The following is a 21,732-nucleotide window of genomic DNA, read 5'->3' as shown; positions in this document are numbered from 1 at the left end:
TGGGTGCATGACTCAGCACATCGTCATTGTCGAAGACGACCGGGTGTCGCGAATGAGGTTGGCAGGATATCTGCGCCAGCTGGGCTATCGCGTATCCGAAACCGAAGACGCAGAGCAGATGGAGCACCTGCTGGAATACGATCCGGCCGAGCTGCTGCTGGTGGATATCAATCTGGATGGCAAAGATGGGTTGACGATCACCCGCGAGCAACGCGCCTTGTCCAAGGTTGGCATCATCCTTTTGACCGCGCGCGACGATCAGGTCGACAAGATCGTTGGCCTAGAGATGGGCGCGGATGACTATGTTACCAAGCCTTTCGATAAGCGCGAGCTTGCGGCGCGCGTTAAAAATCTGCTGATCCGGATCGGTGATATCGGACAGGCGCCCGAGGGTGCGCCGCCGATCGACACGTTCGGGCCTTGGCGGTTTGATCGCATTCGCCGCCGCCTGATCAGTCAGTCCCGCACCGAGACGTTGACCGGGATCGAGTTCGGCGTCTTGAAGGCGCTCACCGACAACCCAGGTGTCACCCTCAGCCGGGTTCGCATCGACGAACTGCTCGGTCGTCAGCATACACGCGCCAGCGACCGGACCATTGATGTGGTGGTTGGTCGACTGCGTAAGAAGATAGAAGAAGACCCGACCAATCCCGATTGGCTTCTAACCGTCCACGGGAAAGGTTATCGCTTCGTCGACCCCGAAGCTGTCTGAACGCCAGCCTGTTCCATCGCGGCGCTCAGTACATCTTCCGCATCCTTCGCGGTTTGACACAGGCGCTCCCACTGTTCGGACGAGATGTCGCCTTCGGTGTTTTCGAGGTCAGCAAGCGCATCGCGAAGTGCCTCTAGCCGATAGTTGGACACGGCGCCCTTCAGACGGTGCGCCAACCTTTTCTTCTCGTCTGTCTCCGCCGCTGCAATCTGGTCGATGGCGCGCGGGATGTCGGCCTGAAGTTCCGACAACACCTGCGTTGTCGTTTCAATTCCAAGGTCGGAGATATCGTCCAGAATGCTTTTCAATACCGCGTCGAACATGGCGCCCCCGGCGTTTTCAGCTTCTGGTTCCCGCGGCAGTAACTCGATCAAATCCACCAGTCGTCGTGGAGAGATTGGTTTTGCCAGAATGCGGCGCACGCCCAGCCGGTTGCGTTCAGTGGGGCTGTCGTCAATGACATGGGCCGTCAACGCAGCCACCACTGTTGCCTCAGGAAGCGGACCAAACCGCTTGATAACCTCTTCGCCGCTGATGTCGGGCAAACCCAAGTCCACGAGGATCAGGTCAAACTGATTTTCCTTTACAGCAGCAAGAGCGGCCCGTCCGGTTTCGGCCTCGGTTACATGACATCCCAAACGCTCTAGATAGCCGCGCGCAACGATCCGATTGACCGGGTGATCCTCGATCACCAGAACTGACTTTCCGATATCACTCGCGGGCAGATGCGCATGTTTCTCGATCTTGTCGGGATCCCCCACCTCGACGGGCAGGCTAAGAGTGAAGCGGCTTCCGACACCGGGTTCGCTTTCCACCCGCAGGGCGCCCCCCATCGCTTCCGTCAGGTTGCGCGAAATCGGCAGTCCCAGTCCGGCACCTTCGGTCCAGCTGCTTTTGGCTTCGTCGGTGCGCGCATAGGGATCAAAAGCCCGCATCAGGAAATCCTTGGACATGCCGACGCCTGTATCCTGCAATACAAAGGACAGAAGCATCTGACCATCATCCCCCGTCGGCACACATTCGATCGACAGCGAGATTGCCCCTTCGTTTGTGTACTTAACCGCGTTGGAGATCAGATTGGTCAGGACCTGCCTGATCTTAACAACGTCACCGAACAGAACCGGCGGACCATCGGCTGAAAGATCAACCGAGGCAGCAAGGCCTTTGGCTTTCGCATCCCCGGTCAAGTGGTGGCTAAGCTGCCCCGCGAAGTCACGTAGGTTGAAGTGAACCGGGCTTGTGCGGGCAGCCAACGGTTCGCTTCCGGAATAGACCAGAATGTCATTGCTAAGTTCCAAAAGCTCGCGTGCCGACACAAGCGCGGTGTTGATACGCGCTTTCTGCGCTTCGTCATCCACCTCGCCCAAGAGCAAATCCAGCATCCCGATCACGCCGTTAAGCGGTGTGCGAATTTCATGGCTCATCCGTGCCAGGAACTCGGACTTTCCACGGTTTGCTGACTCGGCCTCGGTGCGGGCCGCGTCCGAGGCCTTCATCTCTTGAACCACTTCCCCGGTGCGGGCCAGTACGGCCTCTTCCAGCGAACTGCGCAGTTCAGCGGCCTGCATCGTGCGACGGCGCAACACGTTGATGGCTTTTTCCATGCGCCCAATCTCGTCATGCCGGGTGATTTCAATCGGCGCGTCGAAACGCTCGCGCGCAAGATCGATCACGCGATTGGCGACCAAGCGCAGGCGCGTGACCAGCTCGCGCCGTGCATAACCCCAGCCTAGCGCAGCCACCAACCCGGACAGCAGCACCAGAACCAAAAGCCCATTGGCCAGACGTGCCGTAAGCGTATTGCTGTGTTTGATCCTTTGATGGCTTGCGGCTTGCACATCACTTCGGACGATTTGCGCGTGCCGCGAGAGGTCATCGACTGCATCGAGCAAACGTGTGCTCTCGGTTTCGACCGTCGCACGCAGGTTTAGCCGACGTGTCGAAAGATCAAGCAACCCACCGGCTTCAAGCACGTCACTTTGCATCTGCAATAGCCGGCGCGCTTCTTCGCGGCCCCCTTTCGTTGGAAGGAAGGGAATGCGGCGCAAGAAAAGCGCTTGGTTTTGTCTGACGAGATTGCCAGCTTCGATAACATCCACAGGAGTGTTCAGAAGCGGAACTTCCTGCAATGTAAGGCGTGTTGCTTCCGATGCTCGCAAGAGCTCGGTCATTCTGTCAAACGCGAAGAATTCCCGATCTGCCAATCGATCAAGTTCGGCGCGCCCATCCACTTGATCTGCGGAATACAGATCGGTGATTGTGGCGGTGATTTTTAGCCGTGCAAGATCAAGCTCGGTCTCCAGCAAAGCGGCAAGTTCCTGCCCCGTTTGGCCAGACGTCGCCGTGATCTCTTGAACCAAAGTGCTCAACTCAAGCGCTTCGCGTGCATTTCGCGCCATACTGTCAACGATTGCGACGATATCGGGCCGTTCCCCAGCTGGCGACGGTTTTGTGACGATGGTTTCTAACGAGCGCATCCCATCTTGGATGCGCACGACCGTTTGTCGCAGCGCATCGGCAAGCTCTTCCTGTGTCGCTTGTGTGTCTGCCTGCACGAATGACGACGCAAGCGAGCGTACAAGGCCAGCCTCGGCTGCGACCCTGCCGGAAAGCTCCATCACCGGTCCATTCTCTTCAATGAGACGGGTGTTGGATTGAATAAGATAGCGGTTGACGCCTACAGCCGCGATGCCCACCATGACGGCCAGAAAGCCCATGAGCGAGAAAACGAGCATTAATTTCTTGTCAAAAGACTGGCGTCGCATAGCGCGACCCTACGCGCGGCGGATTGCAACTGCAATCGTCGGCCTCTTCTTTGCGGCCAACCTGTATGTTGAGGATGCTCAAGCTCAGGCCGGTGATACGGGTCTTTCAATTTGCGTGCTGGTCCCGCATTTCAAGGACGAATACTGGCTTAGTGTGGGCTATGGGCTTGAGCATGAAGCGCAAGGTCACACGCTGGATTTGCTGTTCTACGAAGCGGGTGGGTATCAATCTCTGGACAGCCAGATCTCGCAGCTGAACGAATGTGCCGCGCGGCAGGTCGATGCCATTCTCATCGGCGCTGTTTCCTCTGACCATCCAGATTTGCTGTCTGCAATCCATGATGTTTCTGAGAAGTTACCTGTCTTCGGATTGGTGAACGAATTGCATAGTAAAGATCTCTCGGGACGGATTGGTGTAGATTGGCGGCAAATGGGTCAGGTTCTGGGTGATTACCTGGCTTCCAAGCACCCCACTGGCTCGGCGCCGAAACGCGCCGTCTTGATCTCGGGTCCAGTGGAATCGGGATGGGCCCCTCCGCTTGAGCTGGGACTGCGCGCAGGACTGTCGGACAGCAGCATCGAGATTGTCGGTGTGTTCAGTGCAGATACAGGCCTGCGTCAGCAGCTCAAAGCGGTAGAGGACGCCTTCGCAACCATTCCTGACATTGGCCTGTTGATTGGCAGCGCTCCAGCGGTAGAGGCAACAATAGGATTAAGCGACGTCACGGATCTGGGCGACGGTGTGGACTTGGTCTCGACTTATATCAGCCACACAATCAAACGTAGCATAATGAATGGAAGTGTATTGGCGGTTCCATTTGACGACCCTGTACAACAGGGAGAGCTTGCTCTTAAGCAGGCCCTAAGGTTCCTGCGAACTGGTCACAAAGGTGGTCTCGATGGGCCGAAGATTGCACTTTATAGCCACCAGGAAAGCAGTGACCGTTCAGTCCAACTTTCTCCATCGGGCTATTTTCCGGAAATTCAGTAAGTGCTGAGCAAGCTGGAGCTTGCTCGGATGCTCGATCTACAAGTCAGCAAGTGTTTTCAGGACTCCACGGCTTATTGGTAAGCGCTGCCCCGATCACAGGATTGGTTGATAATCCCACGGCATGGGCTTGTCGATCTGGGATTGTTTAAAGGACACAGGCGTAGAGTGCGGATTTGTCCGTGAATAGTCCATCAAAACAGGATCAACAAAAGCCTCAGCGGATTGCTGAAGCTTGTAACCTATCGATTTTAAGGAGGTTCAGTGGTGAGCCGTGAAGGATTCGAACCTTCGACCCACTGATTAAAAGAACGCCCAGAGCGGTTTCTCTGTATTTCTCCAAAGTTCGCCACACTGACAAAAGCGCATTAAAAACAATGATTTATGTTGACCCTCTATGCGCCGAGGACTCATGACTAACGCCAGAATTCGCCGTCATTTGCTTCCGTATAGCTTCCGGAAGCAAACCGGAAGCAGGGAGTGTTCTGGCAATGTTCAAACTGACCAAGCGCAGTGTCGAGGGATTGGCCGTTGAGGCAAAAGACTATCTCGTTTGGGATCGTGACATGCGCGGGTTCGGGGTCCGGGTTTATCCATCCGGAAAGAAGGCCTACCTGGTTCAGTACCGGATTGGGCGACGGACCCGGCGGATCACCATAGGCCAGCATGGGGTTCTGACTGCCGAGGCGGCGCGGATTCTGGCAACGCAGCTCCTAGGCGACGTGGCTCGTGGGGAAGACCCGTCCGCCACAAAACAGGCCAAGCGTCGTGCGCCGACCGTTGCGGGCCTCTGTGATCGCTTCCTGGAAGAATACGTGGAGCAGCACTGCAAACCGACAACAGCGCGCGACTATCATAGCATCATCCGCCGATTTATCCGGCCCCGACTTGGTCCCATCCCAATTGCTGAGGTCACGCGGGCCGATGTGGTCGCCTTCCACCACGCTTTGCGGGAGACACCCTATCAGGCCAACCGTGCCGCCAGCATGTTGTCGAAGCTGTTCAACTTGGCAGAGGACTGGGGCTTGCGTCAGGCCGGATCGAACCCGGCGCGGCGGATCAAGAAGTTTCGTGAGGAAGAAAAGAAACGCTACCTCTCGGATGACGAACAGGTGCGACTTGGCGAAGTGCTTGCAGAGGCGCTGGAAGAGGGCACAGAGTCCATCTACGTGGTTTCGGCCATCCTCCTGCTGATTTACACCGGATGCCGCCTCAGCGAGATTCTGACGCTCCGTTGGGACTATGTGACAAGCCACCATTTAGAATTGCCTGACAGTAAGACGGGGAGGCGGCGTATCCCGCTACCTAGAGAGGCCTATGACATTCTCATGGAGCTTCCCAGGGAAGAGAATAATCCATTTGTGATACTGGGAGATGTTGACGGCCAGCCGCTTGTGAACCTGCAAAAGCCCTGGCGACGAATTCGCACGAAGGCTGGATTGGAGGATGTGCGCATTCACGACCTGCGGCACACCTATGCGTCGGTAGCGATGAAGGATGGGATCGATCCGTTTACCCTGAAAGAAATTATGGGGCACAAAAACCTGACCACCACCCTGCGCTATGCTCACCTGGCAGATGATGCGGTGCAGCGCGCGGCTGGGTCGGTGGCGGCGCGTCTAGCTAGAGCGGTCAAAAAGGATACGCGCGCGCCCTTGCGCTTAGTTAAGTAGTTAGGTGGAGGGGCCGTTCAGAAGACTTTACGTCTATTAGTTAGTTAAGGCGCTTCTGCCTCCAGTTAGTTATTAAGCGCAAAGAGTACCGTGAGAAGAGAGATTCTAGCCAGCAATGAACACTCGAGAAGAAATCGCTGCGACGGTTCCGGATGAGCTTGTTGAAAGGCTCCACCAACTGATTGAAGGGCAGAGAGAAACCTATCTTTTCAAAGACAGGTTGGTGCATTTTCTGATCCGATATGAGCGCTATTTGGCAAACACCCCTAAAGTCACCCGCAAAGAGCGACGCGCGCAGGTTTCTCGGCTGCGAGATAAAACCTCAGGGTTTTTAAATGCGCTGGCTGATCTTCATGATGACGTAGAAAGCGATATCAAGTTCCAACTGAACGAGCTTACCCACGAAGAAAGATGGGAAGGTTTCGATTTTTTTGACAGTGATCAGGGTTTGCCTCCAGATGACGAAACTCTGGAGCAAGTTAGGCTTACTTGCGAGAGGATTCTCGAAGTTTGTCAGGATGAAATAGATCACCTAGACACAACCAAAGGTGTGAAAAAAGGAAGCCTGAACCCATCCTTGGATCAGATGCTCATTGACTTAGCAGCGCTATACGAAACGGAAACAGGACACTCGGCAAAATCCCATTGCTATCGGGATGAAACTGTCGAGGACGAGTTCAATGGTAAGTTCTTTCAAATGTCAAAAGCGTTCTTGGAAGAGTTCGCGCCAGATAGTTTTAGTACACCAGTTGCTCTGGGAAGGCGCATCGATCGAGTGCTTCAAGGGCACTGAATTGTTGCACACCACTTAGGGTACGAAAAAAACCTTATGTGGTGTTACATCGTAGTTTGAGTACGCTGCATGGTCCCCTCAACGCAACCAAATGCAGCGAGGTGAACATGCTAACTCAACCGCACCCAGACTACCTTGATCAGCTGATCGACGAAAAAGAAGCCGCTAGCTATCTCTGTTATTCCGTACGCGCCTTGCAGAATTGGCGAGTTCGTGGCGGTGGCCCTCTATTCATCAAAGTTTCTGGTCGTTCGGTTCGTTACACGCGCCGCGATTTGCAAAAGTGGATCGCTGAAAAGCGCGTGGCCAATACTAGCGTCGCACCTTCCTAAAATCAGAGTTTTGCCCCGCAACAGTTGGTAGCGGTTGTGGGGATTTTGGGGCCGATAGGCTTTCAAACGGGGCGCGGGGTGTCGCCACCCTGCGCCCTTTCTATGTCTGCCGCCAACACAAATCCTCGAAGGGAAAACCATGTCTAACCAACCAGCATTCAAGTTCCGGGTTGGGCTGATCACAGCCACGATTTGGAAGAATGACAGCTTCTACTCTGTCGACTTCACGCGTTCTTACAAGGACGCACAAGGCGATTGGCACAGCACACAGAGCTTTGCCCATGCCGACCTTCTGAATCTCTCAAAATGCGCTGAGCGCGCCGAAAACTGGATTGCGAAAAAGACCCATGAACAAGCCTGATCTGAACACCGAATTCAACCCTCGGCCCCAAAACAAAAGCTACCCCGCCGGAGGCTCCCGCGCGTCCAGCGAAAGCAGCTGTTCAAATGGGCCGCGCCCCAAGAGGGGGGTGATAGTAGCACCCCCCTCTGGAAATACAGGAACCCCGGAAGACTACACCGTATTGCATCGGGGCTTTGACACTCTGGCCCTGTCTATTCAGGCCAATATCGGCCCGGAACTGTTTGAATATCTGGAAGCGCAGAAAGCGATTGCCGAGGAAGAACAGAAAGATGTTCTGATCTCCTATGGTGGCGCAGAGTTCCTGCTGAAGCCCTACGGCGGCAAAGGCTATCGCTTCTTGCTGGACGGCGGGCCGGAAGGCGCAAGCTGGTCGATCAAGAAACCGAACTCACGGGACAAATGGGGCATCCGCCTGTCGTTTGGATCGTTCTTCATGTCCATCTATGGCCTAGGAGCCGCCAAGGCCCATTGTGAGCGCGTCCTGGACGCCTTTGGGGTGCGCTATGGCCCGGAGGATGTCAGCATCTCTCGTGCGGACTTCTGCGTCGATGTGCTGGTGAATGATCTGGCGCTGGATCCGAACAACCTGATCGCGCATAGCGCCGCTGGTCGTCGTGACCAGATCACCTATGAGGATGTGGCCGTGCATGGAAAATCCGGATGGGTGTCGTCTGTCACGTCTGGCAGCATCGCCAACCGGCAAGTGATCATCTACAACAAACGGTCCGAGGTGATCGCCCACGGCAAGCACCACTGGTGGGACATCTGGAACCATACGTTACGTCGTGGGGTTGGGAACACCAACGCGCCCTATACGGTACGTAGGGGCCGCGTTCCCGGCCCACTGACGCCAGACAAGATCCAAGCCGCCCAGAACCAAATCTGGCGGGTCGAGTTCCGGGCAGGAAAGAACCTCCTGAAAGACACTTGGGGCATCCGCACATGGGAACAGTTTTTTGACCAGTTCGGAGACCTCTGCCGGTCCTCTGGTGAGCGTATCCGCTATACCGAACCCGACCCCAACGACACCAACCGCGCCCGCTGGCCCAACCATCCGCTTTGGGATGTGGTCTGTGCTGAAATGAATGACGGCTTGATCGAAATGCGCAGCGGGGCTGACCCGAACCCCATGAAGGAAGTTCACCGCGAGGAACACATTGCGAGCCTGCTGAAACAAGTCACGGGGACCTGCATCACCATGGCCGCGCTTGAGGGCTGGGAGCATGAGGAATTGCCAACCGCGTTCCAAGGTTTTGCCGACCGTATGACGGAAGCGGTCGAGGCCGACCCAGAGCGGTCCGCCAAGCAGTTACAGGATGCCAAGGACCGGTATGTGTTCTTACGAACGTAAGGTACGTATCCTACGTAGCGTATACGTATCGTACGCTACGTAGGGAAGATGCGGAGTAACGAAGCACATTTACATATCGCATCCGTACGGAATTCTGGTCGCGCAGAAGTCCATTGATGCACTAGCCACTGGTTTTAACCCTGCAAGTTTAATCACCGTCCATCAAGCATTGCTTCGATAAGGTAAACAAGAGTGGATCAGACGACCTCCGACCATCACCCACTTGGTTAGGGTCTACATGGAGGCTGTAATGGCATAACAAGCTAAGCCAACCCGGCAACGCGGAGTGCGCTCGCAATATCTCCCCTGTGACGGACAAGTTTGCTGGCGACATTCAAATACGTATGCCCCTTCGGTTTGCCCGATATGACGGGAAAACCACAGGAATCCTCATCAGGCTTTCTTGACCAAGCGTCACTTTCGCAAATAACATTCAAATTTTGATATGTGTCAAACTCGTAGCAACCATAACAGGTTATCAAGAGTGAGTGTTGATTAAAGGGTTACGTGTGGGATCGTTTAGAGAGGGTGAAGAGAAGACAATGAAATCTGGAAAATTTTATTTTAGCACGGTTGCGCCGACAGCCTTGCTGCTAACTTGTGCACCGCTGTTGGCAGACACGTTGGGCGACGATTTTTTCGTCGGCACTTATGGTAACGGACTGATCTTTGCTGACCCTGATGAGGGTGTGGAAGAACCGGGCATGAAGGCTATTACTTTCACGCGCACGCGCGAGGATGATGGTACCTTCGTCGATCCGTACGAAGTGATTATAACAGACTTCACTGGCCTCACCTCACGTGGCGAGGTGACCAACTGCTTGATGGCCAGTACCCCCGGTGTTTACTGCGATTCTGCAGAAGGATCTGGCAAGCGGATCAAAACGCAAATAACTGGCCGCGACCCCTTTGGGATTACCATGCGAACCACGGCGAGCGATGAGTATCCATCGGTCGATTATTTCACCTTCGCCAAGACCTCGAATTACACAGGTGCCCGTATGACCGGCTTCTCGGTCGAACTGATTGATGAGAATGGCACCTCGATGGGTGAGCTGACACCAGAAAACGCGGTGCTGTTCAATCTGGATGCAACGGCAATCGGTCTGGGCTCGAAGATGCCCGAAGGCCTGTTTGGTGAAGGCGGGCACGAAGGCGAAATCGGGTTCTTCTCAGATACAAGTGCGGGCTTGACGAAGGTTTCCCTAACGGAAGACGCTTTGATTTTCGGCGCACTTACCAATCCGGATTTCACCACGCGCTTCGGTGAAGCGTTGCTGGACAACACCATGACGCCCGACGGGCTGTTCTGGGATGACAACGGCGATCCCAGCGATGAATCCGCGCTAGTTGCTTGGAACAATCTGGCCGGTGGCGGCTGGACCTATGGCACCTTGGCGTTGCCTGCAAATGAAAGCGCACGACTGGCTGAACTTGCGGATGCTTTGGGCGTCGATGTGGCCGATCTGGACTATGCACCCGGGGCGCTTGTTCCGGATGACATTGTGGCGGCTGTCGAAGCCAATGGCCTGTTCGAAACAGCCGAGATTGAAGACATCCGCAACGCCAACCTGAACTTCACAATGACGGTGGGCAGCTTGGATGGTGGCGAATTTACGCTGCTGGTTACTCCGTCCTTTGCACCGATCGTTGAACAGACCACGACGCCTTATCAATTCAAGGTCGCCGGGCATTTGGATGCTGCCGCCAACGTCCCGTACATGGATCTTGGAAATGCCGCGGCCTATCAAACTGCAATCTCGGATCTTTTGGCGATGAGCGAGGATGATCGTGCGGCCAGCTTAGAAGAAATGGGTTTCAGCTTCCTGCCCGCATACTCGAGCCTTACTTTCGATTTCTCGCGCAACCAGATCAACACCATCACGGGTGTTCTTCCGCAAACGGGAGATACCTGGGTTGTCATGTCAAGCGCTGGCGCTGCCAGCAGTTGGGGGCTGGGCGAGGACACCAATTGGCTTCTCAATGTCGGGGGCGGTCAGTCGTCCTTTGACACCACGCTGTACAACATTGGATATGACACCGAGTTCACCGTATTCTCTGTCGGTGCGGAAAAACAGCTGGACAACGGACGTTCGTTTGGGGTGCTGATCGGCAGTGCACAAGGCACAGCCGACGCCTATGACGCGCGGGGCAGCATTGATGCCGATGCTCTTTCAATCGCAGCTTTCGGTCGCGCCAAGGTTGGCGATCAAGGTATGATCCAAGGTGTCATTGGTTATCAAAACCTGTCCTTCGACTCTATCCGAAGTGTGATGGGGCAAACCGCAACAGGAAGCACCGACGGGTCGCAGATTTTTGCTGCCCTTAAAGGTGAGTATATGCAATCGCGTGGAAATCTCCGGTTCGGTCCGATGGCATCGGTTGAATACTACAACCTGTCCGTGGATGCCTTCACGGAAACGGGTGCCGGTATCTGGAACTTGGACGTTGGCGAGCAGTCGGGAAGCATGTTGCTTGGTTCGATGGGGGTGCGCGGTGAATACATGCTGCCACAGGGGGCAGGGAACACCATGTTGACCGGTAGCCTTGCCTTCACCTTGGCAGATGGCGGCGACATGATGGTCGAAAGTGGCTTTGCTGGCTTGCCCGGTGCCCTTCACCCCGTTTCTGGGGTAGATGGAAGCTGGGTGGATGTTCAAGTCGGCTTCGAGAGCGTTCTCGTCGATCAAGGTACAACACGCACCACGTTTACCGGGGGATATTTTGGGTCATTCGGTAGTGATTATGAAAGTCACAAGATCCAACTTGGCCTCAACGCATCGTTCTAAACGCCTGCAATTTGGATGAGACAAGAGCGGCCCCGAAAGGGGCCGTTTTTTGTTTGTTGGCTATGTTGTCAATTTAGGCAAAATTTCGCGCATTATCCTTATACTTAAGGGATTTGCGTCCATGTGCCACGCAGACACGGCTGACAAATGGTGGTTGAGTATTGTCAGCAAAAGATATGAGAAACGCGCCTAATTGAGGAAAAGAGAATGACGAAAACAGGTATCCTAAGTGCTCTTGCTGTCGCCGCTTGTATGGCGATGCCGCTTCAGGCCGCAACAAAGACTTTGTCGCCCGAGGCCGAGGCAGCACTTCTTGAGGCACTAAATGACGAGTATCATGCGCAGGCCTTCTATGCGGAGCTGGTAGACGAATACGGTACGAATACGCCCTTCGCCAACATCATGCTTGCAGAAGAACGGCATGCCGAAAAACTGATCGATCTTCTGGAGAAGTACGGTGTTGAAGTTCCCGAGAACGGCTATCTTGATGGAAGTTTGCCGATCGCTCCGATCCCCTCGACCATTGTCGAGGCGTACGAGACTGGCGTTCAGGGCGAAATCGATAACATCGCCATGTATGAAGACGATCTGTTGCCCGCCGTCGCGGACTATAAAGACATCACGCGTGTCTTCACGGCGTTGATGACGGCATCTGAAACCAAGCACCTGCCTACCTTCGAGCGATGCAGTGCAGGTGATTGTCAGAAAGTAGCATCGGGTGCGGGAAGAGGCAAACAAGTTGGTAAGAACGCCAAAGAGATGCCCGCTCAGAAAAGTAAAGGCCAGAAAGATAGGCCGCGAAATGGTCAAGGGAAGCAAAAGGGGCGTAGTTAAAGCTGAGTGTATACCTGTCTCTTGTGGTTTGATTGTATGTTTCACGACGTTGTTGTGATCCAGACAGCGACAAGGCTGGGTCAGTGCCCGTTCCGGTTGGTTGCCAATTGGAGTTTTGTTGCTATCGAGCCACATGCGAATCCCAGTCACACTGCTTCCGTATAGCTTCCGGTAATCAGAAACACGAAAGCCGCGTCTTTCGACGCGGCTCGCAACATCTTGATATTTAAGATGAAAGTGGTGAGCCGTGAAGGATTCGAACCTTCGACCCACTGATTAAAAGTCAGTTGCTCTACCAACTGAGCTAACGGCCCACTCTGTGAGCGCGGTGACTAAAGGGAGTGGCGGGTGGGGTCAACCCCATTTTCGAATGAATCTGCACGATCTCTGGCAAAAGTTTTGCCAAGGGCTTATATCGCGGCTTATGGCGAATGCGCAGATACATATGAATGGCCTTGAGTTCATGAAATGGCATGGGGCGGGCAATGACTTCGTGATGATTGATTCACGGGGGCGCGATGCTGTGGTGACTCGTGAACTTGCCGCTGGGCTGGGCGATCGCAATCGCGGCGTTGGCTTTGATCAGCTGGCCGAGATTCGCAGTTCGGACGTGGCGGATATTGATCTGGATTTTTGGAATTCGGATGGCAGTCGGGCCGGGGCGTGTGGAAACGCGACCCGCTGCGTGGCGCGCTATATGATGGATCAGACCGGCAAGGATGTTTTGACCATCCGCACCTCGCGCGGGGTGCTTGAGGCGCGCGCCGATGGCGATCTGGTCGCGGTGAACATGGGGCAGCCTCAGCTGACGTGGCAAGAGGTGCCCTTGTCTCAGGACGTGGATCTACAGCACCTTCCGCTGGACGGGGATCCCGTCGCTGTCGGCATGGGCAACCCGCATTGTGTGTTCTTTGTGGAGGATGCCGAAGCTGTAGATGTGGCCGGGATTGGTCCGGGCTTTGAAACCGACCCGCTGTTCCCCGAAGCCACCAACGTAGAATTCGCTGAAATCCGGTCGCGTGACGAGATTCGTATGCGCGTTTGGGAGCGCGGCACGGGGATCACGCTGGCCTGTGGCTCGGGTGCGTGCGCGACGGCCGTTGCCGCCCATCAGCGCGGCTTGACCGACAAGCGTGTGCGGATGGAGTTGGATGGCGGCTGGCTGACCTTGGATTGGCGCGAGGATGGCGTCTGGATGACCGGCCCCACCGCCTTTGTTTATAGTGGCCAGCTGACGCAAGCCTTTCTGAAGGGTCTGTAAGATGGGCGCGACACCCCCGATTTTCGCGACGCTTGGCTGTCGCCTGAACGCCTATGAGACCGAGGCGATGAAACGTCTGGCCGACGAGGCTGGCGTCGAAGGCGCTGTGGTGGTGAACACCTGCGCCGTCACCGCCGAGGCCGTGCGCAAAGCGCGTCAGGAAATCCGCAAGTTGCGGCGGGAAAATCCCGACGCCAAGGTGATCGTCACCGGCTGCGCGGCACAGACAGAGCCCGAGACCTTCGCCAACATGGACGAGGTCGACGCGGTCATCGGCAATCACGAAAAGATGTCGCCCGAGACATGGGCGGGCCTTGCCCCCGACCTGATCGGCGACACCGAGCGTGTGCAGGTCAATGACATCATGTCCGTGACCGAAACCGCCAGCCACCTGATCGACGGGTTCGGCACGCGGTCGCGCGCTTACGTGCAAGTCCAGAACGGCTGCGATCATCGCTGCACCTTCTGCATTATTCCATACGGCCGCGGAAATTCCCGGTCCGTCCCAGCAGGTGTCGTGGTCGATCAGATCAAGCGCCTTGTGGATCGCGGCTTTAACGAGGTCGTCTTGACCGGCGTAGACCTGACCAGCTGGGGCGCGGACCTGCCCGGAGAGCCGCGCTTGGGCGATCTGGTCATGCGTATCCTGCGTCTGGTGCCGGACCTGCCGCGCCTGCGCATCAGTTCGATCGATTCGATTGAAGCGGATGAGAACCTGATGCTGGCGATTGCGTCCGAGCCGCGCCTGATGCCGCATCTTCACCTCAGCCTTCAGCACGGGGACGACCTGATTCTGAAGCGGATGAAGCGTCGCCATTTGCGTGATGATGCAATTGCTTTCTGCGAAGAGGCCCGCAAACTGCGCCCTGGCATCACCTTCGGCGCCGACATCATCGCGGGCTTCCCGACCGAAACCGACGCGCATTTTGAGAACAGCGTGAAGCTGGTGGAAGATTGCGACCTAACGTGGCTGCACGTTTTCCCGTACTCGAAACGTGAAGGCACGCCAGCGGCGAAAATCCCCAACACCGTGGATGGCAACGTGATCAAGGCACGTGCGGCGCGTTTGCGAGCGGCCGGAGACGCTCAGGTCCAGCGGCATCTGGAAGCGCAAGTGGGGCAGGAACATCAGATTCTGATGGAGAACCCCACGATGGGCCGCACCGCCCATTTCGCCGAGGTGATCTTCACCACGCCGCAAGAAGAGGGCGCTCTAATCACCGCCACGCCCACGCGCATTGTAGACAAACAGCTGGTTGTCTGATCACCTGTTGGCAGTACAGCCAGAGGATCCGCCATGCACCCGAACCCTGTTTTTCGACGCAGCCAACGCGACCAGAACATCGCTTTCGCCCAGACCCGCGCCTTTGGAACGCTCTGCGTGGCGGGCGACACGCCGCTTTTGTCCCATATCCCGTTTCTGCTGTCCGATGACGGGTCGCTGGCCGAGTTCCATCTGGTCCGCTCGAACCCCATCGCGCGGGTGGGCGAGACCAATGCAGTGATCGCGGTGACCGGGCCCGACGGCTATGTCTCGCCTGATTGGTATGAGTCGGAGCAACAAGTGCCCACATGGAACTATGTCGCCGTGCATCTGCGCGGGCGCTTGGTGCCGCTGGAACACGACGCGCTGCACGACATTCTGGTCCGTCAATCCGCCGCCTATGAAGCACGGATCGACGGCAAAGCCCCCTGGACCTTTGATAAGATGACACCCGAGGTCGTGACCAAGATGGAACGCATGATCGTCCCCATGCGGCTTGAGGTTGAGGAGATCGACGGCACATGGAAGCTGGGTCAGAACAAGGACGATGCAGCGCGCGAAGCTGCCGCCGCGCAGATGCATACGGGCATTGGGCAAGAGCTTGCCGAAATCGCCAAACTGATGGGTGATCCACCTGCGTAAGTGGACATAAGCCCCCGGCCCACCTACATTTCTATACAAGGAGGATCCTATGGCCTTACCGCTTGCCCCAATTGCCGCCGTTGCGTTGCGCTATGGCGCTGTCGCCCTGACCACCTATGCCATCGCCCGTTCGGTTGAACGAGGGCGGCGGGATCAGCGTATGGAAGACGCGTTCGACGAGATGCCCGAGGGGCTGACCGCGCGGCGCGAGAAGACGGCAGACAGCGAACAGGTGAACGCCACCGCGCGGATGCGCCGGGTGATCCGTCTTGGGGAAAACGGGCCGGGGGTCGAGATTGACGCCGTCGGACTGACCCGCATTCGCTTTCGGAAGGTATAAGATATGCAACTGATCTCGGCCGGGCCATCGCCCTTTGCCCGCAAAGTGCGAGTTTTGATCCATGAAACCGGGCAGGTGGATGACATCGAACGGATCGACGTGATGTCTTCGCCCACCGCGCCACATCCGACGATTACGGCGGCCAATCCCCTATCAAAGATCCCCGCGCTGATCCGCCCGGATGGTCCGACGCTTTATGATAGCCGAGTGATCACCCGCTTTTTGGACGCGCGCGCGCATGGGACGCTCTATCCCGAGGCCCGCATCTGGGAGGTTCTGACCTTGGAAGCGACAGCAGATGCGATCATGGATGCGGGTGTGTTGATGGTCTACGAAAACCGCTGCCGCCCCGAGGATATGCAGTTTGGTGGCTGGCTGGACGCCCAATGGGGCAAGATCGAAGGCGCGCTGGACGCGCTCAACACTCGCTGGATGAGCCACCTGTCCGGTCCGCTGGACATGGGCCAGATCGCCGTCGGCTGCGCGCTGGGCTATCTGGACTTCCGCCACGACGCCCGCGGCTGGCGCAAAGGCCGCGACGCGCTGGACGACTGGTTCGCGGTGTTCTGCGAGCGCGAAAGCATGAAGGCGACGAAGCCGGTTTAACCGGCTAGCGCCGGGCGTCACGTGCCCGGATTTATCCACAAACGACTCACGCGCCAAATTGTCGCGCGCCGTTTGACTTAAGTCATGGGCGTGGGGCCAGGTTTGCGCAAAATTATCCGGGACATTTTAGATGTTCGCGCCAACAGTGCAGCTGCAGCATGTTTTCCGGGTACCATATCCTTGAAAACCGCCCTCTGTGCCCTAATGACTTCTGGACTGAGCGCGTTTCCTTAGATAAACAGCCGCGAAACGGACCGCTTGCAAAGGCGGTCTTCAGTCGTGTCGGTTGCCATATTGCAACCTAGCTAGGGAGATGCGCTCGTGTCACACGCCGACGACCACGAAGGAACCCGCCGGGATTTCCTTTACTATGCGACCGGTGGCGCCGCAGCCGTAACGGCTGGTGCTGCTGTTTGGCCGCTCGTCAATCAAATGAACCCCTCTGCCGATGTTCGGGCGCTCAGCTCGATCCGCGTTGATATTGCTGACGTTGCCGTCGGCAGCCAGATCACCGTGAAATGGCTGGGCAAGCCGGTATTCATTCGCCGCCGTACTCAGGAAGAAATCGATGTTGCTCGTGCAGACAACACCGCCGACAACCTGATCGACGCGTTTGCGCGTAACGACAACCGCGATGCGGCCCTGTCGGCTGACGACCAGAACCGTGCGATGGACGAAGCTGGCGAATGGCTGGTGATGATGGGTGTGTGTACCCACCTTGGCTGTGTGCCTCTGGGCGACGGCGCTGGCGAATTCGGCGGCTGGTACTGCCCCTGCCACGGTTCGCACTACGACACTTCGGGCCGTATCCGCAAAGGTCCGGCACCTGAAAACCTGCCCGTTCCCGTCGCCGTGTTCGTCGACGAAACGACGATCAAACTGGGATAAGGGAGGCTTACATGTCTGGAATTCCTCACGATCACTACGAGCCCAAGTCGGGCTTTGAAAAGTGGCTGGACGAGCGTCTGCCCATCGTTGGCCTTGCCTATGGCACGCTGATGATCCCCACCCCGAAAAACCTGAACTGGTGGTGGATCTGGGGCATCGTACTGGCGTTCTGCCTGGTGATGCAGATTGTCACCGGTATCATTCTGGTGATGCACTACACCCCGCATGTTGATCTGGCGTTTGCCTCGGTCGAACACATCATGCGTAACGTGAACGGCGGTCACATGATCCGCTACATTCACATGAACGGCGCATCGCTGTTCTTCCTGGCTGTGTACATCCACATCTTCCGTGGCCTGTTCTACGGTTCGTACAAGGCCCCCCGCGAGATCACATGGATCGTCGGCATGATCATCTATCTTCTGATGATGGCCACCGGCTTCATGGGTTACGTTCTGCCTTGGGGCCAGATGTCGTTCTGGGGCGCTACGGTTATCACTGGCCTGTTCGGTGCGATCCCGTTCATCGGCGAGCCGCTGCAGACCTTCCTTCTGGGCGGACCTGCTGTGGACAACGCCACGCTGAACCGCTTCTTCTCGCTGCACTACCTGCTGCCCTTCGTGATCGCCGCGCTTGTCGCCGTTCACATCTGGGCCTTCCACACCACGGGCAACAACAACCCGACCGGTGTTGAGGTTCGCCGTGGTTCGAAAGAAGAAGCCAAGAAAGACACCCTGCCGTTCTGGCCTTACTTCGTGATCAAAGATCTGTTCGCGCTGGGTCTGATCCTGATCGGTTTCTTCGCAATCGTCGGTTTCATGCCCAACTATCTGGGTCACCCCGACAACTACATCGAGGCAAACGCTCTGGCGACGCCCGCACACATCGTTCCGGAATGGTACTTCCTGCCGTTCTACGCGATCCTGCGTGCTTTCACCGCGGACGTTTGGGTTGTGCAGCTGGTCAGCTTCGTGACCGGTGGCATCATTGACGCCAAGTTCTTCGGCGTGCTGGCCATGTTCGGCGCCATCATCGTGATGGCTCTGGCACCGTGGCTGGACACCTCGTCGGTACGTTCGGGTCAGTATCGCCCGGCCTTCAAATGGTGGTACCGCCTGCTGCTGATCGACTTCGTCGTTCTGATGTGGGTTGGCGCTCGTGACACGAACTTCCCGCATGACTGGATTTCGCTGATCGGCTCCACCTATTGGTTCGCCTACTTCCTGGTCATCCTGCCGCTGCTGGGTCTGTTCGAGAAACCGAGCACGCCTCCGGCAACGATCGAGGAAGACTTCAACGCCCACTATCCCGGCGCAGCCGAGTGAGAGGATTGAGAACAATGATCAAACAACTCACAGCATCCGCGATCGTCGCTCTGGGTCTCGCCACTGGCGCGGCTCAGGCCGCAGGCGCCGGCGGTGAAGTCCATGACGTTGCCTTCTCGTTCGAAGGTCCGTTCGGCAAGTACGACAAAGAACAGCTGCGTCGTGGCCTGAAAGTGTACACCGAGGTCTGCTCGGCCTGTCACGGTCTGCGCTACGTCCCGCTGCGTACCCTGTCGGACAAAGGTGGCCCCGAGTACACCGAGGACGAAGTACGCGCTTATGCAGCCGAAAACTTCACCATCTACGATCCGGAACTGGATGACGACCGCGCCCGCGTGCCGGCTGACTTCTTCCCGACCGTATCGGGTGAAGGCATGGGTCCCGACCTGTCGCTGATGGCCAAAGCCCGCGCTGGCTTCCACGGTCCTGCTGGCACCGGCATCAACCAGCTGGTTAAAGGTATGGGTGGCGCTGAATACATCGCAGCCTTCCTGACCAGCTTTAACGGCAAAGAGCAGGAAGTTGCTGGCCAGTACCTGAACGGCAACGACGTGTTCCCGGGTGGCTGGACTTCGATGCCTCCGCAGTTGGAAGATGGCTCGGTCGAGTATGACGACGGCCACAACAACTCGGCTCATCACCTGGCCGAAGATGTGTCTGCCTTCCTGATGTGGACTGCTGAACCCAAGATGATGGCCCGCAAACAAGCTGGCTTTATCTCGGTCTTGATGCTGGTCCTGCTGACCTCGCTTCTGTACCTGACCAACAAGAAGCTTTGGGCGCCGCACAAGGGCAAGAAATTCGACGCGTAAGCGTTGGGTTTGATGGAATAGAGAAGGGCGCCGCAGGGCGCCCTTTTTTGTGGTCAGTTTAGGGCCGAGAAATATCCGCTCTGCGGGACGATCCGGTACCCATTTGCCTGAATTTGCGCTAACCCAGTATCTGGGCGTAGAATGAGAGCATGACGCCTCAAGCCAATGCATCCCGCAAGAATAACCCAGTATCTTCAGCAAAGCTCTGCCGCATCAAAGTTCTGCTCGCTTTTCTGGTAGCATTTGCAGCAGCCCCCGCCACAGCAGCCGAGGCTATTAAAACATTCAAAAAATGGTCGGTTTTCGTTGAAGTCAAACCCAAACCAAAGACCTGCTGGGCTGCAACAAGGATATTGCATGATCCAGAGACCGATCAAAACTACTTCCTAGCAGTGACGAGGTTTCGTGGAATAAGGGACCCTCAAGTATCGATTTACTCGGACAAGCGAATGCGGAAGTCTTCCGCGATTTACATAGAAGTTGCTGGCCGAAATTATCGTATGCGCTCTGACGGGGTGAGTGCTTGGCCACCACCAAATGCCGACAAGAGGATAATCTCGGAACTGTTGAAAGTTTCGCAAGCAAAGCAACCGAGTGAACGAATTGTTTTTGCAGGTCGGAAAGGCCAAATTCGTGTCAAGATTCGAGTCGATGGATTTGCTCAAGCAATGAGCCTCGTAACGAATGAGTGTGCCCGCCCATAGTCTTCGCAGACGTTATCGATTCCAGCATTGCTGAACGCCGAAAAGGGCTCTTAGCGACCTTTCCTTCATCCCCCCAAATACCTCTGGCGGGTTCGCAAACATCCCTCCATCGTGCGGGGGCCTGAGCCAGCCCATCCGCCACCAGAACCACCTAATCGCAGAGCGCGCGGGCGTGTGCCGCGTTGTGAAGGCGTACCTGTCTTGGCATGGGGTGTGATGACACAAAAAAGGGCACCCGTGGGCGCCCTTCTTGTATCGAGGCAAAGAGAGGAATATCCCCATGCCCTCATGCGCTTAACTCAATTTGTCCAGTTGGCGATCACGTCATATCCGTTGGGCGACGGGGTAGCCTCAAGGAGATCCGAAAACTGCGCCCATGCGGCGGCGACGGCTTCTGCATTGGCGTTGGATACCTCTTCGCTTTCGACAAGTGCGACGACATAGCCTGTTCCGTCCTCGTTCATCACATTGACGAATTGCAGCATACCGGGCATCGCCATGATCTGAGACTTCATCGCGTTTAGTTTCTCGGTTGCGGCGTCGCGGGAACCCGATTTCATTTTATATTCAGTAACACGTGCAAACATAACTCCCTCCAAATATGTGAGCGGGCCAAAGGCCCTGAAGGGGCGGAGGATACCACAAACGGGGGATTCTCTCAAAATGCGCGGGTTTGCAGACTTTGGCTGGGATTGGATTGACGCTTCCGCACCTGATAACGTTGCTCGTATCCATTGATCTAGGAGCCTTGATGCCCAGGTACCGCTTCACAACACAACGCCTTTCGGTTTTCAGCTGGCATGACGTGCTTGCAGATCCGGCGATGCGCGCATCGCTGGAAGCTGAGCTAAGTGGACTTCTAACCCCAAAGGTTCTCGAGCATTTGCCACCGCCCCTTCAGTTAGAGGGTGGCAAGGCCTCTATCTCGGACTGGATTGATGCCAGATCGGCAGAAAGCGAGGTGCATCTTGTAGAGGACCTGCGGACGTCGGACCTTCTGGGGCTGTTGATCCTTGCAGAGGGGGCAAGCGATCCAGATCAAACCGTGCTGCATATTGGCTATTTGTTTGCGCAACATGCGTGGGGGCAGGGGTATGCCTCGGAGATGCTGGTCGGTCTGTGTTCTGTCGTCGAGCAAGACAGACCGGCGCGTCTGGCTGGCGGTGTTGATCGGCAAAACCAAGCATCTGCGCGTGTTCTGCAGAAAGCGGGATTTGAGTTGAACCCAGAGCTCTCGTCTTCAGACACCGATATGTATGTGCGTGAGTTTCCCTAGGCGTCGTTGGATG

General features: G+C 56.4%; 21 protein-coding genes and 1 tRNA gene. 19 read left to right on the top strand and 3 right to left on the bottom strand.

What is annotated here, in order from left to right; genetic code table 11:
- Positions 1-7 precede the first annotated feature (7 nt).
- Positions 8-712, top strand: coding sequence for a response regulator (locus G0Q00_RS12665; protein WP_163039843.1), 705 nt, complete (start codon positions 8-10; stop codon positions 710-712).
- On the opposite strand, the gene G0Q00_RS12660 is transcribed toward G0Q00_RS12665, so the two are convergent.
- Complete coding sequence (locus G0Q00_RS12660; protein WP_163039841.1) at positions 682-3,447, bottom strand: ATP-binding protein; 2,766 nt, start codon at positions 3,445-3,447, stop codon at positions 682-684. The two genes, G0Q00_RS12665 and G0Q00_RS12660, sit on opposite strands and share 31 nt — an antisense overlap.
- Here G0Q00_RS12660 and torT point away from each other — a divergent pair.
- The 8 genes from torT to G0Q00_RS12620 all read left to right on the top strand — a co-directional run bounded on the left by torT (position 3,428) and on the right by G0Q00_RS12620 (position 12,601).
- Positions 3,428-4,468: a TMAO reductase system periplasmic protein TorT gene (gene torT, locus G0Q00_RS12655; protein ID WP_163039839.1), complete on the top strand. Its 1,041-nt coding sequence runs from the start codon at positions 3,428-3,430 to the stop codon at positions 4,466-4,468. The genes G0Q00_RS12660 and torT overlap by 20 nt on opposite strands.
- A 488-nt stretch (positions 4,469-4,956) precedes the next feature.
- A complete protein-coding gene (locus G0Q00_RS12650) occupies positions 4,957-6,138 on the top strand; it encodes a site-specific integrase (RefSeq protein WP_163039837.1) in 1,182 nt (393 codons plus the stop codon).
- 115 nt (positions 6,139-6,253) lie between these two features.
- On the top strand, positions 6,254-6,931 hold the full coding sequence (locus G0Q00_RS12645; RefSeq protein WP_163039835.1) for a hypothetical protein: 678 nt from the start codon (positions 6,254-6,256) through the stop codon (positions 6,929-6,931).
- A gap of 107 nt (positions 6,932-7,038) precedes the next feature.
- Entirely contained in the window at positions 7,039-7,263 is a 225-nt protein-coding gene (locus tag G0Q00_RS12640; protein ID WP_163039833.1) for an AlpA family transcriptional regulator, read from the top strand.
- A gap of 139 nt (positions 7,264-7,402) precedes the next feature.
- Complete coding sequence (locus G0Q00_RS12635; RefSeq protein WP_163039831.1) at positions 7,403-7,624, top strand: hypothetical protein; 222 nt, start codon at positions 7,403-7,405, stop codon at positions 7,622-7,624.
- A 109-nt stretch (positions 7,625-7,733) separates the two neighbouring features.
- Complete coding sequence (locus G0Q00_RS12630; RefSeq protein ID WP_163039829.1) at positions 7,734-8,978, top strand: hypothetical protein; 1,245 nt, start codon at positions 7,734-7,736, stop codon at positions 8,976-8,978.
- A gap of 587 nt (positions 8,979-9,565) precedes the next feature.
- Positions 9,566-11,767 (top strand): choice-of-anchor F family protein, encoded by a 2,202-nt coding sequence (locus G0Q00_RS12625; protein ID WP_163039827.1) that lies wholly within the window; start codon positions 9,566-9,568, stop codon positions 11,765-11,767.
- A 207-nt stretch (positions 11,768-11,974) separates the two neighbouring features.
- A complete protein-coding gene (locus tag G0Q00_RS12620; RefSeq protein WP_163039825.1) occupies positions 11,975-12,601 on the top strand; it encodes a DUF2202 domain-containing protein in 627 nt (208 codons plus the stop codon).
- Between the two features lie 238 nt (positions 12,602-12,839).
- Here the strand turns inward: G0Q00_RS12620 and G0Q00_RS12615 are convergent.
- Positions 12,840-12,915 (bottom strand) — tRNA-Lys (locus G0Q00_RS12615).
- 131 nt (positions 12,916-13,046) lie between these two features.
- Between G0Q00_RS12615 and dapF the strand changes: the two genes are divergently transcribed.
- The 9 genes from dapF (at position 13,047) to G0Q00_RS12570 (ending at position 20,443) form a co-directional block, all read left to right on the top strand.
- On the top strand, positions 13,047-13,862 hold the full coding sequence (gene dapF, locus G0Q00_RS12610; RefSeq protein ID WP_239058433.1) for a diaminopimelate epimerase: 816 nt from the start codon (positions 13,047-13,049) through the stop codon (positions 13,860-13,862).
- A gap of 1 nt (position 13,863) precedes the next feature.
- Positions 13,864-15,126: a tRNA (N(6)-L-threonylcarbamoyladenosine(37)-C(2))-methylthiotransferase MtaB gene (gene mtaB / locus G0Q00_RS12605; RefSeq protein WP_163039821.1), complete on the top strand. Its 1,263-nt coding sequence runs from the start codon at positions 13,864-13,866 to the stop codon at positions 15,124-15,126.
- Positions 15,127-15,159: 33 nt separating this feature from the next.
- Positions 15,160-15,768, top strand: a complete 609-nt coding sequence (locus G0Q00_RS12600; protein WP_163039819.1) for an FMN-binding negative transcriptional regulator — start codon at positions 15,160-15,162, stop codon at positions 15,766-15,768.
- Between the two features lie 49 nt (positions 15,769-15,817).
- Entirely contained in the window at positions 15,818-16,108 is a 291-nt protein-coding gene (locus tag G0Q00_RS12595) for a hypothetical protein (protein WP_163039817.1), read from the top strand.
- Positions 16,109-16,111: 3 nt separating this feature from the next.
- Positions 16,112-16,714 (top strand): glutathione S-transferase, encoded by a 603-nt coding sequence (locus tag G0Q00_RS12590; RefSeq protein WP_163039815.1) that lies wholly within the window; start codon positions 16,112-16,114, stop codon positions 16,712-16,714.
- 321 nt (positions 16,715-17,035) lie between these two features.
- Positions 17,036-17,602 carry a ubiquinol-cytochrome c reductase iron-sulfur subunit gene (petA, locus tag G0Q00_RS12585; RefSeq protein WP_163039813.1) on the top strand — a complete coding sequence of 189 codons (567 nt, stop codon included), beginning with the start codon at positions 17,036-17,038 and terminating at the stop codon, positions 17,600-17,602.
- Positions 17,603-17,613: 11 nt separating this feature from the next.
- On the top strand, positions 17,614-18,927 hold the full coding sequence (gene petB / locus G0Q00_RS12580; protein WP_163039811.1) for a cytochrome b: 1,314 nt from the start codon (positions 17,614-17,616) through the stop codon (positions 18,925-18,927).
- Positions 18,928-18,941: 14 nt separating this feature from the next.
- Positions 18,942-19,739, top strand: a complete 798-nt coding sequence (locus G0Q00_RS12575; RefSeq protein WP_163039809.1) for a cytochrome c1 — start codon at positions 18,942-18,944, stop codon at positions 19,737-19,739.
- A 149-nt stretch (positions 19,740-19,888) separates the two neighbouring features.
- Positions 19,889-20,443 (top strand): hypothetical protein, encoded by a 555-nt coding sequence (locus G0Q00_RS12570; RefSeq protein ID WP_163039808.1) that lies wholly within the window; start codon positions 19,889-19,891, stop codon positions 20,441-20,443.
- A gap of 299 nt (positions 20,444-20,742) precedes the next feature.
- On the opposite strand, the gene G0Q00_RS12565 is transcribed toward G0Q00_RS12570, so the two are convergent.
- Complete coding sequence (locus tag G0Q00_RS12565; RefSeq protein ID WP_239058432.1) at positions 20,743-21,003, bottom strand: hypothetical protein; 261 nt, start codon at positions 21,001-21,003, stop codon at positions 20,743-20,745.
- Between the two features lie 191 nt (positions 21,004-21,194).
- On the opposite strand from G0Q00_RS12565, the gene G0Q00_RS12560 reads away from it, so the two are divergent.
- Positions 21,195-21,719, top strand: a complete 525-nt coding sequence (locus tag G0Q00_RS12560) for a GNAT family N-acetyltransferase (protein ID WP_163039804.1) — start codon at positions 21,195-21,197, stop codon at positions 21,717-21,719.
- The last annotated feature ends 13 nt before the right edge of the window (positions 21,720-21,732 follow it).

The organism is Aliiroseovarius sp. PrR006 (genome assembly GCF_010500215.1).
In the GTDB taxonomy this organism is placed as follows: domain Bacteria; phylum Pseudomonadota; class Alphaproteobacteria; order Rhodobacterales; family Rhodobacteraceae; genus Aliiroseovarius.
Note: the sequence above shows the minus strand (reverse complement) of the source record. Positions and strands in the feature narration are given on the sequence as shown.

Excerpts from the sequence above, each read along its gene's own strand:
- G0Q00_RS12665 (WP_163039843.1), top strand. The coding sequence starts at position 8 with ATGACTCAGCACATCGTCATTGTCGAAGACGACCGGGTGTCGCGAATG.
- torT (WP_163039839.1), top strand. The coding sequence starts at position 3,428 with ATGAGCGAGAAAACGAGCATTAATTTCTTGTCAAAAGACTGGCGTCGC.
- G0Q00_RS12660 (WP_163039841.1), bottom strand. The coding sequence starts at position 3,447 with ATGCTCGTTTTCTCGCTCATGGGCTTTCTGGCCGTCATGGTGGGCATC.
- G0Q00_RS12650 (WP_163039837.1), top strand. The coding sequence starts at position 4,957 with ATGTTCAAACTGACCAAGCGCAGTGTCGAGGGATTGGCCGTTGAGGCA.
- G0Q00_RS12645 (WP_163039835.1), top strand. The coding sequence starts at position 6,254 with ATGAACACTCGAGAAGAAATCGCTGCGACGGTTCCGGATGAGCTTGTT.
- G0Q00_RS12640 (WP_163039833.1), top strand. The coding sequence starts at position 7,039 with ATGCTAACTCAACCGCACCCAGACTACCTTGATCAGCTGATCGACGAA.
- G0Q00_RS12635 (WP_163039831.1), top strand. The coding sequence starts at position 7,403 with ATGTCTAACCAACCAGCATTCAAGTTCCGGGTTGGGCTGATCACAGCC.
- G0Q00_RS12620 (WP_163039825.1), top strand. The coding sequence starts at position 11,975 with ATGACGAAAACAGGTATCCTAAGTGCTCTTGCTGTCGCCGCTTGTATG.
- dapF (WP_239058433.1), top strand. The coding sequence starts at position 13,047 with ATGAATGGCCTTGAGTTCATGAAATGGCATGGGGCGGGCAATGACTTC.
- mtaB (WP_163039821.1), top strand. The coding sequence starts at position 13,864 with ATGGGCGCGACACCCCCGATTTTCGCGACGCTTGGCTGTCGCCTGAAC.
- G0Q00_RS12600 (WP_163039819.1), top strand. The coding sequence starts at position 15,160 with ATGCACCCGAACCCTGTTTTTCGACGCAGCCAACGCGACCAGAACATC.
- G0Q00_RS12595 (WP_163039817.1), top strand. The coding sequence starts at position 15,818 with ATGGCCTTACCGCTTGCCCCAATTGCCGCCGTTGCGTTGCGCTATGGC.
- G0Q00_RS12590 (WP_163039815.1), top strand. The coding sequence starts at position 16,112 with ATGCAACTGATCTCGGCCGGGCCATCGCCCTTTGCCCGCAAAGTGCGA.
- petB (WP_163039811.1), top strand. The coding sequence starts at position 17,614 with ATGTCTGGAATTCCTCACGATCACTACGAGCCCAAGTCGGGCTTTGAA.
- G0Q00_RS12575 (WP_163039809.1), top strand. The coding sequence starts at position 18,942 with ATGATCAAACAACTCACAGCATCCGCGATCGTCGCTCTGGGTCTCGCC.
- G0Q00_RS12570 (WP_163039808.1), top strand. The coding sequence starts at position 19,889 with ATGACGCCTCAAGCCAATGCATCCCGCAAGAATAACCCAGTATCTTCA.
- G0Q00_RS12565 (WP_239058432.1), bottom strand. The coding sequence starts at position 21,003 with ATGAAATCGGGTTCCCGCGACGCCGCAACCGAGAAACTAAACGCGATG.
- G0Q00_RS12560 (WP_163039804.1), top strand. The coding sequence starts at position 21,195 with ATGCCCAGGTACCGCTTCACAACACAACGCCTTTCGGTTTTCAGCTGG.